Origin of the sequence: Streptomyces sp. NBC_00727 (assembly GCF_045161745.1) — a bacterium.
Classification (GTDB): Bacteria; Actinomycetota; Actinomycetes; order Streptomycetales; family Streptomycetaceae; genus Streptomyces.
Window position 1 is genome coordinate 5,746,232 of sequence record NZ_CP108981.1, and the last position, 13,180, is coordinate 5,759,411.

At 69.1% G+C, this 13,180-nt stretch carries 9 protein-coding genes; 5 read left to right on the forward strand and 4 right to left on the reverse strand.

The genetic code is table 11. The features are described 5' to 3' along the window. Window positions 1-38: 38 nt before the first annotated feature. Complete coding sequence (locus OG242_RS26065; protein WP_256088736.1) at window positions 39-266, reverse strand: winged helix-turn-helix domain-containing protein; 228 nt, start codon at window positions 264-266, stop codon at window positions 39-41. A gap of 158 nt (window positions 267-424) precedes the next feature. Here OG242_RS26065 and OG242_RS26070 point away from each other — a divergent pair, with 158 nt between their 5' ends. The 5 genes from OG242_RS26070 (at window position 425) to OG242_RS26090 (ending at window position 2,878) form a co-directional block, all read left to right on the forward strand. Continuing rightward, window positions 425-793 carry a hypothetical protein gene (locus OG242_RS26070; RefSeq protein ID WP_405762231.1) on the forward strand — a complete coding sequence of 123 codons (369 nt, stop codon included), beginning with the start codon at window positions 425-427 and terminating at the stop codon, window positions 791-793. Then, complete coding sequence (locus OG242_RS26075) at window positions 790-1,017, forward strand: hypothetical protein (RefSeq protein ID WP_405762233.1); 228 nt, start codon at window positions 790-792, stop codon at window positions 1,015-1,017. The genes OG242_RS26070 and OG242_RS26075 overlap by 4 nt, the downstream gene beginning before the upstream one ends. A gap of 122 nt (window positions 1,018-1,139) precedes the next feature. Continuing rightward, the gene (locus OG242_RS26080) at window positions 1,140-1,436 is read left to right on the forward strand and encodes a hypothetical protein (protein WP_405900452.1); all 297 of its coding nucleotides are present in this window, start codon (window positions 1,140-1,142) and stop codon (window positions 1,434-1,436) included. 314 nt (window positions 1,437-1,750) lie between these two features. Then, on the forward strand, window positions 1,751-2,620 hold the full coding sequence (locus OG242_RS26085) for an IS5 family transposase (RefSeq protein WP_405762236.1): 870 nt from the start codon (window positions 1,751-1,753) through the stop codon (window positions 2,618-2,620). Window positions 2,621-2,665: 45 nt separating this feature from the next. Then, window positions 2,666-2,878 carry a hypothetical protein gene (locus tag OG242_RS26090; RefSeq protein ID WP_405762237.1) on the forward strand — a complete coding sequence of 71 codons (213 nt, stop codon included), beginning with the start codon at window positions 2,666-2,668 and terminating at the stop codon, window positions 2,876-2,878. 83 nt (window positions 2,879-2,961) lie between these two features. Here the strand turns inward: OG242_RS26090 and OG242_RS26095 are convergent, their stop codons facing one another. The 3 genes from OG242_RS26095 to OG242_RS26105 all read right to left on the reverse strand — a co-directional run bounded on the left by OG242_RS26095 (window position 2,962) and on the right by OG242_RS26105 (window position 13,170). After that, window positions 2,962-8,346: an Eco57I restriction-modification methylase domain-containing protein gene (locus tag OG242_RS26095; RefSeq protein ID WP_405900453.1), complete on the reverse strand. Its 5,385-nt coding sequence runs from the start codon at window positions 8,344-8,346 to the stop codon at window positions 2,962-2,964. Window positions 8,347-8,566: 220 nt separating this feature from the next. Then, window positions 8,567-11,665 carry an SNF2-related protein gene (locus OG242_RS26100; RefSeq protein WP_405762241.1) on the reverse strand — a complete coding sequence of 1,033 codons (3,099 nt, stop codon included), beginning with the start codon at window positions 11,663-11,665 and terminating at the stop codon, window positions 8,567-8,569. A 161-nt stretch (window positions 11,666-11,826) separates the two neighbouring features. Beyond that, the gene (locus OG242_RS26105; RefSeq protein ID WP_405762243.1) at window positions 11,827-13,170 is read right to left on the reverse strand and encodes a serine/threonine protein kinase; all 1,344 of its coding nucleotides are present in this window, start codon (window positions 13,168-13,170) and stop codon (window positions 11,827-11,829) included. Window positions 13,171-13,180: the final 10 nt, after the last annotated feature.

Genomic DNA, 13,180 nt, shown 5'->3' on the forward strand with positions numbered 1-13,180 from the left:
GGGTCGGACAGTGGGTCCGGAATCGGCCGGGGTGGGGGTCAGCCGGCGGGGGGCAGTACGTCTACGACGTACGAGCCCTTAGCGGGGAGGGTCTCGACGAGTCCGCGCTCGCGCAGCTCTCGGACAGCGCGACGGACGGTTCCCGCGCTGACGTTGTAGACGTCCGCCAGTTCGCGCTCGTTCTCGACTCGTCCGCCCGGCGGGATCTCTCCAGCGCGGATGCGTCGCTCGATGTCGTTGGCCACCCGCTGCCATTCATAGATCACATCTCCATCGTCTGTGCACACTGCGCAAGCCACACTTTGGGGAGCACACTGTGCACGCTGTGCACAGTGTGCTTAGACTGGGTGTGCACACGAAAACGCCCCTGAGAGATCCGGCCTAGGGATCGCTCAGGGGCACACCGAAGATTGGAGCTTCGGCTATGCGAAACCATATCGCCGCGCTGCTTGCGTGGCTGCTGGGCGGGCTGGCGCCTGGTTCAGGACGACGCGGGGTTGGCGCGCAGCCGACCGCCCCGACCTCCGTCCGGCGGCCGGAAGGAGTCGGCCCGACCGGCGTTCCGGCCCGACAACGCACGCGGGCACGCGCCACCCGGCCGAGGTCCCCGTACGGGCTCGGGGAACGGCTCGCCGGAGAGGACAGCGCCCTCGTCCGCCCCTACCTCGTCGCGTACGAGCGGCAGGAGGAGCGCGCCCGGCAGCACCTGCGGCGGCTCAGCCTCGTGATGGCGGCGGACTTCGGTATCGACCTGGACGCCCGCGACGTGCACGCGGCGGGGGTGGCCTGGTGAGCGAGCCGACTCCCCGTACGCCGACGCGGAAGCCCGTCCGCCTCTGCGTGCGCTGCTGCCTCGTCACGGACGCACCCGTGGTCGTGGCCGAGGTGCACCAGAATTCCGGGCCCGGATGGAACATGTACGCGTGCCCGAAGTGCGCCCCCCACTTCCCGCCGGTGCCGGACGTGATCGACCTCTTCCCGAGCGGGCGCGGCGGGGACCGGGACGGTGCCGAGTGAGTGCGCGCGGCGCGGTGACGGTGCTCGCGTTCCACCGTGGGTGGGTCAAGGCGCTCCGCGTCGACCCCGACACGTCCACGACTCCGCCGGATAGGCTGGCGGGGCCCACCCTGGAGGTCACCGTGACTACGCAGCCGATCCACTCCGACCCGCAGCCGATCCCGCGCACGCAGAACGCCGTCGCAGCCGCGTTGCCTGCTGCGCAGCGCATGGAGTTCTACCGCGAGATGGGTGAAGCGACCCCCGAGACGATCGGGGAGGTGCTCACGAACTGGTGGCTGCTCGTCCAGGTGGCAGGCGACCCGCAGACCGTGCGTACAGCCGCTGCGGTGAAGGCGGGCACGGCCCCGGGGCGCTCGGCGTCCACGGTCATGCGGGAGCTGCGGGAGCTGCGGGAGCTGCGGGAGCGTGGGCGGTGAGTGCTGAGGATGACTGGACGAGGGTCCCGAGGAGGAAGACCCGCTGACCCTCTCGCCACAGGTCGAAGAGGTCCTCTTTAGAGGTCGTTTTCACCCTCTTTGCAAGCGTATCGGCTGTTTCTTGAGGCGTCGGACGGTGGTGCGGGTGAGGCCGTGGGAATTGTCGGTGTCTGCGGGGCTCGTGGGGTTGCGGGTGGGGCGGAAGGCGACGTGATCCTGTTTCATCCCAGGGTGCCCGGCCTTCGTAGTCGTGTGCTTCCACTGCTGCTGCAGTGCGCCTGGGCGCATTCGGCTCATGGCGGTACGCCGGAGGCATGCCGAAGCGACGCCCGTATCCGAGTGACCTGTCCGACGCGCGCTGGGAGTTGATCGAGCCGGTCCTGTCCGCGTGGCGATTGGAGCGCCGACGTACGGCTCTGCACTTTGGCCGGCCGCCCGAGCACGACCTGCGCGACATCATGGACGCGATCTTGTATGTGGACCGCACCGGGGTCCAGTGGCGCTATCTCCCACACGACTTCCCGCATTGGAACACGGTCTACGGCTACTTCGCCAAATGGGCCGATGAGGGTGTGTTCGCGCAGCTCAACGGCTTGCTGCGGCAGTTGTTGAGGGAGAAGGAGGGCAGGGAGGGTGAACCATCGGCGTGTGTGATCGACGCCCAGAGCGTCAAGACCTCCACCAGCGTGCCGGCCTCGAGCCAGGGCATCGACGCCGGGAAGAAGATCGTCGGCAGGAAGCGGAGCATTGCCACCGACACGCTCGGACTCCTCCTCGCCGTGCTGGTGACCGCGGCCGGCGTGCAGGACTCCGTTGCCGGCACCCACCTCCTGGACCAGGTCGCCGCCGAACACCCGGGCATCGGCAAGGTCTGGGTCGACGGCGGCTACCGCCAGTACCTCGTCGAGCACGCCGCGACCCTCGGCATCGACATGGAGATCACCGCCCGCAAGTCCGGGACCAGGGGCTTCACCCCGATACCGAAACGGTGGGCGGTGGAGCGGACCTACGGCTGGCTCATGCTGAACCGCCGCCTGGCCCGCGACTACGAAACCCTGCCCACCCGCTCCGAAGCCCTGATCCACCTCGCCATGACCAGCCTCATGACCCGCCGCCTCACCGGCGAGAACACCATCTCCTGGCGCGACCCGAAGAAGACCACAGAACATCCCATCTCGGGATGAAACGTTGGACGAAAACGACCTCTTAGCCTCGACACTCCCGCCGACGTGATGTCGGCCGTCTCCTCCGTCATGGTCGAGATGCGCGAGGCGCTGGAACTGGGCGTACTTCCCCCCAGTGGCCGGCCGCTCCCGGCGACGGAGGGTATCCCGCGCGGCCTCGGCCTTGTCGAGTTCCACGAGACCGCTACGGAGAAGGGGGAGCGCGGGTTCCACCTCGCCCGCGTGATCAGGATCGACGACTATCCCGCCGAGTTCTGACCCCGCCCATGGTTCCGTAGCGCGGCCCGCTTGTCCGCCCCGTTCTCCCTGAGGGAGCGGGGCGGACTGCGTTCGGACCCTGCCTACTGCTCGGTGGACTCCGGCGGCTCCGTGTCCCCGGGCTCCCACCCGACGGCCCGCATCCGACGCGTGAACTCCGCGTGCGCAGCCCGCATTTCCTTGACCCGGTCGGCGCGGTAAAGCGGTCCCTCGTACCCCTCGGGCACGTTCGCTTCGAGCGGGAAGCTCTCGTGTGAGCTGAGCTGCTTCCAGGCGTCCTTCGGCTGCCCGTACCCGTGCTGCTGGTGCGCCTTGGCGATACGCCGTCCCGTCGCGTCGAACCACATGTTCTCCTCGTACTGCTGGAGTACGGGGAACCGGGCGCGGTACATGGCGACGAGCTCGTCGGCACTGATGCCGAGCCAGACGGCTACGAGCGCGTCGATCTCCACGAGGGCGGCGCGGCGTGACATTTCGGTACGGAGAGGCGCACTGCCATCCCAGTCGCGTGAGACGCCGTCCGTCAGCGGCGCCAAGAAGAGAGGCCAGTCGTTCGCTGCCCACGCTTCGGACTGCCAGGCGGGATTGAACAGCGCGCTCCAAAGGGGTGCGTAGGCATCTGTCTGGCAATTGAGGCGGAGTGTCCGGGTGAGCAATGCTTGCACCAACGGATGTTCAGGGCGTGGTACGGGGAAGACGTGCGCGTCCGAGACGTTCATATGGCTGCGGTTCGTAATCCTGAGCAAGTATTCCGCTGGCAACCCAGCGAAGAACCCGGCCATGAGGGCCGTCTCCATGGAAGTGTCAAGCGCCATACTGCAGACAGCATTGACATGCGTCGGGCCCGGCGGAATTAGGCTCGCGTGGAGGACTCGCTGATTTTTGGCGCGATTCATTTCTCGCCATGCGACTCGGAAGAACTGCGAATATGGGCGGAAACTTTGCGCGCGGAGGCTGGCAATGACTGATTCTCGCGCGGAATCTTCTGTGAGTTCCGGATGGGCCCTGCGTGCAGCCTCTGTTGCTTCGTCCACTGCATCGCTATTCGCCTTCAGGCGTGCAAATTCTGCGTGGTCCAACCAACGGTCCTGCTTCGCCGCGAATTCGGGAAGCGGCCTGCTGCGACGGTAGTTAGTCCGAGGGATCGCGTCGTGTGCAAGCGTCACGTGGTCCCAAGTTTCCAATTCATTCGACGAGGAGGCCCCCTCTAGGGGCTGCTTGGCGAAGGGTGTAGCAACACTGAAGAAGGGCCCCTGAATGACCACTTCACTCCAGTCGGTCACGTCGCCAGAATTCCAGCCGATGTAGCCAGCGGTACGATCGCTTTTCTCGTGGAATCCGGAGCTGATGCGCGGATCGAGGGCTGCCAGCCTATGAGGCCATTCAGCCAGAGCGCTGATGGCTGACTGCTCGTCCTTGGTTACAGGGAAGAGAAGTTTAGCTTCATCGGCGGATAGAGTCTTGTCCTCTCCCGCTAGCTCGTGCCATCCGGCCAATGTCTGCCTGTCGACAGTGAGGATTCGATCGCGATGCGCGCGGAGGTCCCACACATACTTGTCGCTTTGCCGATCGTACCGCTTGATGCCTGGGAGATCCCCGGCGCCTTCGTGATGGAGGGATTCGAGTAGGACCCGGGGGTGAAATAGCCAGGCCGCATGCTGGAAATTGATTTCACGTGATCTGCCGTAGACGTTCACGCTGAAGCGAGTGTCATCCCGCACGGGCCACGCAAACAAGAAAAGCTCGTTAACGAAGTCGGCATGAAGGCGCAAGCGGCCATACGTCGATTTCCGAAGGTTCCCCTCTTTCGCTCCCGTGAGATGCGTGGATGGGTGAATTAGCCCTGCTGTCCCTCGCCCTTCGGTTGCCCGCCAGGATTGCACCATGAACGCGCGATAAAGGTCTGGCTGAGTGCCAACCAGTTCCGGATAGCAATCTATCGACCCGAGGAACTGTGAAAATGCGGCATGGTTCGCGAGTTCCCCGAGAAAGGCCGCTCGGCGGCCGGGGCGGTCAAGTGCGATGGACTTGCGGGCCGACCACTCTTCAGTGGTCGACTTATCGGCAAGCTTGAACCACGGCTCGAACTCGGCGAGAACGCCATCCTCCTTCCATTCTTGCTGGACCCACGGCGGGTTCCCCACCATCAAATCGAACCCACCCGCTGCAAACACATGCGCGAAGTCCAGCTCCCAGTGCAGGAACCCCCGATCCTTCGCGATCTGCACCGCCGTTCCGTGCCACGGGAAGAGGTCCCCGAGGTTCCCGAAGTCCACCCACCCCGAGATCTCGGTCATCTTGTCGTCGAGGGCACCCTCGAACTCATCCAGGCCCTTGAGCCCGTTGACCTTCGGCATCTCGAACAGCGAACCGGCATCCTTCCCCGGCTCCACATCAACCCGGCCGACGACCGACTCCGCGAACTCGATCCACTCGTCCAGATTCCGCAGCGCCACCTTCCGGTCCATGGCGCCCTTGCCGAGCTTCTTCAGGTCCTGCGCCCCGTTGAAGTAGTCCGGCGCCGTGCCGTCCAGGAGCGCGACCTCCTCCAGCGGCCAGAACCACAGCGCGCACCACGCGTCCATGACCTGCTTCAGCCGCCAGTACGGGCTGCCCGGCGCCTCCAGCGCCTCAAGCACGGCCTTCCGGTCCATCACCGGCGCCGACCGCTTGTCCCGCCCCTTCGCACCCCACACCGGGATGTCACGCGAGATCTCCTGCTCCGACAGCTCAAGCCGCAGCCGGACCAGGCCCCACAGGTACTCCACCCGCTCGGCCAGCGCCCGCAGGCGGCCCGTCTGCCCGTAAGAGCCGTCGTCCGCGTTCGTACCGGCCGCCGAAGAGGCGACACGCTTGGCGGGCGCGGCGTCAGCGGCCGACGCCGCCGCGAAGTCGAAGCCCGACTGCTCCCAGATGTCCAGGCCCAGGTCCAGCGCCCCCTGCCCGGTTCGTTCCTCCCGCTTCAGGACGGTCGCCTGGCTCGTCGCGGCCTTCCCCGAAGCGGAGGCCGAGACCGAGGCTGACCCCCTCTTCTCACCCTTCGGCGCCCGCCGCATCCCCGAGCGCCACTTCCGCATCGCCTCGATCAGCGACGGGTCAAGCCACTCCGCCACAGCCCCCGCCACCACGCTCTTCCCGGTGGCCTTCCGCACCGACACCGAGTCGCCGACCGAGCCCCACCCGAGCGCCGGCAGCAGGAACTGGTGCACCGGCCGGTGCACACCGCTGCCCCCCAGCGCCTCCGTCAGCGGGACCGCCTTCGGCGCCTGGCGGCCGGAGGACTTCAGCCAGCCGCCGTCACCCAGCGACTTCCCCGGGTACACCTTGCGCGCCGCACCGATCAGCGAGTTGCCCCGGTGGAGGTGCAGCCCGTACCAGGGCGCCCGCATCCCCGGGTACATGGTGTTGAGCCACAGCGAGATCTCCGCCAGCTCCACCGCGGTCCTGTTGAGGTCGACGCCGTACGCGTTGTGGAGGGCGATGTACGCCTTGGCCTTCTGGAACTCGCGGGGGTACTCCTCCGGGTCGATCTGCTCGCCCCGCTCCTTCTGCGCCAGCTTCAGATACAGCTCGGCCAGCTGGTTGACCGCCTCGTTCAGGAACGCCCCCGAACCGAGGGCGGGTTCGCACACCCGCCAGCGCAGCACCTCCGCCGCCGTGACGCCGGACTTCTCCGGTTCGCGCGGGTCGACGCGCCCCTCGTCGTCGAGGCGGAAGCGCAGCGTCTGCTCCACCGTCGCCCGGGTCAGGGACTCCGGTGTGTAGTACGAGGCACTGGTCTGCCGGTCCCGGCCTGCCAGCCGGTACACGTACGAACCGACCTCGTGCACCACCGAGTCGGGCACGCCCGTGTCCGGGTTGATGGCGTCCTGCTTCACGAAAACGCTGTCGCCCGGCGCGTCCGAGTACAGCCCGCTGCGGACCTGGTCGGTCGTGATCAGCCAGGACCCGCCCTCCGGGTTGCCGCCCTTGGCGACCTCGTACATCGGCGTCTCGGCGATGAAACCGGTGTACGACATCAGGCCCTCGTACACCGCGCCGAGGTGGTTGATGCTGAGGTTGGCGTAGCTGATGAACCCGCCCCGGCCCTTGCCCTTGCCCTCGACCAGGGTCAGATGGCGCAGGACCTGGTGCAGCACCTTGTTGCGCAGGCGCAGGTCCAGGGGGGCCGCCGGGGCCGGTGAGCCGTCGCGACGGGTCGGTTCCGGGTAGTCGATCCGCTGCCCGACCAGCTTTATCGAGGCGGGGTCGAAGAGCCGTGAGCGCAGCGCCTCGATGCGTACGCTCTCGTGGCCGTCGTCCTCGGCCAGCTCCGGGGCCTCCTCGACGGGCGCGCTCCGGTCGGTGACCGTGTTCGCCACCGGGTGGCCGCTGAACACCTTCTCGAAGAGCAGGGAGAGGGACTCGTGGAAGTGGAACCCGTCGCGGGACGCGCTGCCCAGCTTCTCCTGGACCACGAGCTCCCGCAGCCGAGCCACGCTGTATCCGGAGGCGTACGCCTCGCTCTTCACCGGCAGGATGTCGAGCTCGGGCCGGGCCTCGGCGTACAGCAGGAACAGGATGCGGTACAGGTAGCGCAGCGACTCCTCGGTGAGCAGGCGCGGCAGGTCACCGTGCTCCGGCAGGGCGCCGGGCAGCCACTCCGGCAGGTCGTCCGGGTGGACCCCGAACTCCGTGCGCGCCCGCCACAGCACCTCGTTCGCGATGAGCTGGACGGACTTCTGGAGGCCGACGCGGAGTTCCGCGGTCACGCCCACCGAGTGGTCCCGGGACTCGGCGACCAGCTTGGCGATCTCGTCGTCCGAGCCGTCCTCGGCCGGGCGCAGGGACGAGGCCGCGAAGACCGCCGCGATCAGGTCGATCTCGTTGGCCCTGGCCCCCTTGGCCGCCTTGCGGGGGAGGGCGGTGTCCAGGTTCACGGCGAGGTAGCGGCCACGGGAGAACTGCTGCTTGTCCGCGAGGATCAGCACGCCGCCGAACAGCAGCAGCGCGTAGCGCGGGGCGTTGTCCGCGTTCAGCACCCAGGAGGCCAGTTCGCGGACGGTCGTCAGGTTCTTCGAGGCCGAGAGACGCACCGGTGCGGCGAGGAGGTTCGCCGGGCCGTCGCCACGTGTGGCGTCCAGGTCCTCGGCGAAACCACCGGTCAGGACGACGACGCCGGGCTCCGAGTGGGCCACGGGCACGGCGATCGGACCGGTCGGGGTGCGGGCGGTGAAGTGCCCGGGGCGCGGGGCGAAGTCCAGCGCCTTCAGCAGGCGTTCGTGCCATCCGGCCAGCGCGCCCCGCCACGCGCCCTCGGGTGTGCTGTCGGCCTCGGCCTCGTGCAGCGGCTGGAAGGCGGGCGGTTCCGTGTCCGGGCCGACCGCCTTCAGCACGGCCGCGGCCGCCGCCTGCGCGGCGACGGCCGGAGCGTACGGCAGCCCGTTGTACTTCTCGGAGTCCGGGGCGAGCACGGCCCGGACGTCCATGTAGGGGCGGGTCAGATCGCGCAGGTTCTGCCGGGGCGTGGCCTCACCCTGGCGTTCGCGCGCCGACCACTGCTTGAGGGGGCCGCTCGCGAGCTGCTTCGGCAGGATGTCGTCCAGGTAGAAGGACGGGAAGTACTCGCGCTCGTTGATCAGGGAGTCGAACGTCACGCCTGCTGCTCCTGCTCGCTGTTCATGGTGGGGAGGTCGAGGGGGCGAGGGCTCATGCGCCGGGCTCCAGCACGGCCAGGACCCGGATCATCGGCTCGCCTGAGGTCCGCAGCCGGGCGGCCGCCCCGGCCAGGCGGTCCGCCGCCTCGTCGCGGGTGGACCTGGTGAAGCCCGGAAGCAGCTCCTGCCGCCAGTCGTTGACCTGCTTCTCGTACGCGTGCAGCGGGGCGTCGACCTCCCGGTCGGCGATCTCGCGCAGACCGTCGAGTTCGCGACGGGTCACGGCCACCGCCTCCGGGACCAGCCGCTGAAGGTTCTCCAGGGGGCCCGGGGTGTAGTGGTCGGGCATGTCCGGGCCGATGCCCAGTTCGGCGAGCAGCTGCGGCGTGAGTTCCCGGACGCGCGGCTCCGGCCCGTCGAGCCGGTCGATCGCGCGCCAGGCGACCAGGGTCGGGCGGCCCTCGGCGTTGGACCACACGCCCTGGGTGAGGACCACCGGCGAGGAGGCGCGAGCGGGGTGGACCTGGAGGACCTGGGCCTGTTGGCGGCCGAGTTGGACGAGCACCTTGTCGGTGATCCACTCGACGACGGGGTGGAGCTCGCCGACGTAGTGGGCGTCCGGCCACAGAGAGGTCGAGTTCGAGTCCTCCCGTGCTCTCTTGAGGGAGTCGGCCGCGTCCTCACGGCTGAAGGTCAGCTTCATCCGGCGGGCGATGTTCTGGTCGCGCAGATAGCCGGACGGCAGGACGTCGAGCCGGTCGGCCAGGTCCTCGGGGGTGTCGAAGCTCAGGTCGGTGCCGTGGAAGGTGGCGTCGAGACGGAGGGACTCCAGTCGGGCGAGCTCCTCCAGCCCGGTGCGTACGTACAGGAGGCGGTTGCGCTCCGGTGCGGTGTCGAAGAGGCGCATTTCGTCCACGGTCGGCACGCCCGGCTCCTCCGGAGCCGGGCCCCGGCCGTCGTGCGCCGGGACGGACTCGTCTTGCGCGTCGGACCCGTAGTCGTCCAGGTCCATGTCCAGATCGAAGTCGAAGTCGAAGTCGGCGTCGAAGCCCGTGCCCGGGGCCGTGCCGTCTTCGTCCGCCGGTGCGGGCCCGGTGCCGAACTCGCTCATCGTCCGCCGGGCGAGGGGGAACTCCTCGCCGAGACCCCCGCCCCGGGCAAGGGCCTCCACATCGACGGCCTCCAGGTCCGCGACCGCCTCCTCCGGAGGGGCCTCGCGGAGCAGCGCCTCCATCACGCGGCGCTCCTCCTTGTCCCAGTCGTCCTCCCGCGTGGCGGCCTCCACCGCACCGAGCACCTCGTGGACCCGGGCCTCGCGGGCGAGGACCTTCTCCGCGACGGTCCGGTCGTCCAGGGCGCCCTCGACGTCGCTCCGCAGGATCAGCGCACGGAACTCCGGGTTCTCCGTCTGCCCGTAGCGGTCGATGCGGCCGTTGCGCTGCTCGACGCGGATCAGGCTCCATGGCAGGTCCCAGTGGACGAGGTGGTGGCACTGACGGTGCAGGTTGACGCCCTCGGAGGCGCCGTCGCCGGTCAGCAGCAGCCGTACGTCGCTGCCGGCCCGCGCGAACTCGTCCACGTAATCCATCTGGACCGTGTCGGAGACCTCGCTGTGCATCACCTTGACGGCTGCCTCGCCGTCCTCATGCTTTCGCCAGCCCAGCAGTGCGGGGAGCATCGTCCCGAGCCAGTTGAGGGTCTCGCGGCGCTCGGAGAACACGACCGCGCGGGTCCGGCCGCCCGGACCGACCCCGATCTTCCGGAGGTAGGAGACGAGGGCGGCGAGCTTGGCCGTGGCTGTGGGACCGGGTCCGGCCGTCGACGCCCGCTCGATCTCGCGGGCGAGCTCCGTCAGCCGTACCAGCGAGGCGACCTCCGGCACCGGCGAGTGCGCCTCGGCGCCGGTCAGCGGCGGATCGGTGACGTGCTTGTGGCCGTCGGGGAGGGCGTACCCCAGGCTCGACAGCTTCTTGCGGGCCGTCGCGAACAGCGCCCGGTGCGAGGACAGGAAGGACTTCAGCAGCACGTACGGGAAGAGATGATCGGCGCCGTGCGGGTCCGGGCTCCCGAGCCAGCTCGCGGTCAGCTCGGCGAAGACGCGCTCCTCCAGCTCGCCCGCCGCGCACGGGATCGGCTCCGAGGCACCGCGAGGCGCCCAGGAGTCGTGCAGCGCCTTGGCCACCTCCGTGCTCACCTTCGTACGGCGCAGCATGAGGTGGTGCAGCTCCGACGCCTTCGGGTGCTGCTCGTCCTTGACCGCCATCGGGTCCAGCAGCCGGACCAGACCGGTGAAGTCCCGCATCACACCGTTGTGCGGAGTGGCGCTCGCGAGGACCAGCGCGTCCGTCTGCTTCGCGAGCAACTCGGCCAGCACACGGCGGTCGCTGCCCCGGTTGATCAGATTGTGGGATTCGTCGATCACGACGGCGTCCCACTCGATGCCCTGGAGCCAGGCCCCGTAACGCTTGGCGTTCTTCAGGGTGTCCATCGAGATGATGACGCGCTTGTAGTACGTGAACGGGTTCCGGCCGACGGGGATCTTCCGCTCGATCCGGGAGATGCCGACACTGTCCAGGCGGACGAGGGGCAGCGAGAAACGGGTCCACATCTCGTGCTGGAACTGCTCCAGCACCGGCGCCGGAGTGACCACGAGAATGCGCTCCCCGCGCCCCCGGCGGATCAGCTCGCCCAGCAGGATGCCGATCTCCAGGGTCTTGCCCAGGCCGACCACGTCACCGATCAGCAGGCGCGGCCGCAGCGGGTTCGCGAGAGCCTTCTCGGCCGGGCGCAGCTGATAGCCCATGCGATCGACCAGGAAGCCCTCGGTGAGCGCGAGGCGGCGTTCGATCTGGGGGAGCGGGGTCTTGCGGAGCACGGCCTCGAGGAACAGCCGGCTGAGGCGGAAGTTCTCCGATCCGTCGTGGACGAGCCTGGTGTTCTCGGGGCGCAGGACGCGTGGCATGCCGTCGAGCGAGGTCAGGAAGCGCGCCCGGTGCCCGCGCACCAGCTCGGAGGCGCCGGTGGCCTCGATCACGATCTCGCCGGAGGGGGTCAGGCCGCTGCTGCGGACCAGCCACTCCTCGTCCCGTACCTCGATCACCGTGCCCGCGGGGGGTGGGCCCGACGAGAGTTCGGACGCTGCGTCGGGCATGGCGGGTGGTTCCTTTCGACGGGCCGGCGGGACGCGCGCCGGACCCGGGCACGTACGACGTTCTGTTTCTACCGGTGAGGAGGGGCTGCGGGGCGCTTTTGCAGCCTAGACGGCCTGGGAACGCTGCTTGCCCCAGGCCCGGTGGCTGCCCGTGCTGCCGGTCAGAGGCGTCCGCTGTGCGCGTACGCCCTGCGGAGCCGCTCGGCGGCGTCCCGGGCGAGGCGCGGCACCACCTCGGACTCGGGCACCGCGTGCGGTTGCGGGGGTGCCAGGTCGTAGCTGGTCACCCCGGGCTGCGCCGGCACCGGCGCGACGGCTTCCGGAGCCGGCTGCGCCGCAGGGTCCACCACGGTCGGCACGTATCCGGCGGGACCGGGCGCGGGCTCGGCAGCCGGGGCGAGGGACGCCGGGACCTGCGCCTCGGCCTCCAGGAACTCGTCGAACAGGTCGGGTGCCCATGGGCTGTCCGGAGCGCCCCCGTCGTCCACGGCCTGCTGGGCCGCCTGCCGGACCCCGGGGTCCGGCAGATCGGACAGCGCCCGCGCGGGGAGCTCGGGAATCAGCCCGGACTCCGCCACCAGGCTCCGCAGCTGGTCCGCGGCGGCCTCCTCCGTCAGCCCGTGATCGATGAGCAGCTGACGGAGGTCGCTCGCGATCTCGTCCAAGGACGGCCGCTGCTCCGCCGTCTGTACGAGAATCCGGCCCAGCAGCGGCAGGCACGGCCCGTACACACCGTCCCACTTCGGGGCGGTGGGCATGGGACCGTACGGGTACGGCGGCCGTTTCGTGGCAGCGAAGAAGAGCACGGCCCCCAGCGAATAGATGTCCGCCGGCTCCGTGACGTGCTTGGCGTCCCTCGCCTGCTCCAGAGACATGTAGGACGGGGTGCCGAAGCCGGTACCCGTCTTCGTGAGAGCCGCGTCGCTGTCCCGCTCCGTGAGCACGGCGAGACCGAAGTCGAGCACGACGGGACCGTCCGGGCCGACGGCGATGTTGCCCGGCTTGAGGTCGCGGTGCAGCAGCTTGGCGCCGTGGATCGCGCGCAGCGCGTCGACCAGGGCGAGTCCGAGCGCCCCGTACGGTCCCACGGCCAGCGGGCCGCAGGCGTGGACGAGCTTGTGGAGGGTCGGGCCGTGGACGTAATCCATGGCCAGCCAGGGCTGTTCGGCATCGGCATCGGCGCCGAGCAGCGCCGGGACCCGGGCGCTGGCGACCGTACGCATCGTCTCGATCTCCTGCGCGAACCGAGCCCTGGTCTCCTCCTCGGAGTGCTCGGAACTGTCCCGCAGCTTCGACGGCTTGATGACCTTCACCGCCGCCAGCACCGGCTGCGCCGACTCGTCCAGCTCCGTCAGGTGATACCCGGCCTCCAGCTCGGGACCCAGATGCTCCAGCGGGAGCCTGCGCCCGAGGTAGGTGCGGCCCATTCCGCCCTGGCCGAGTACGGCGAGCAGTTCGAACGGGCCGAGCAGCGCCGGGTCCGTCTCCTCGTTCAGCTCGTACACGGCCGTGCCC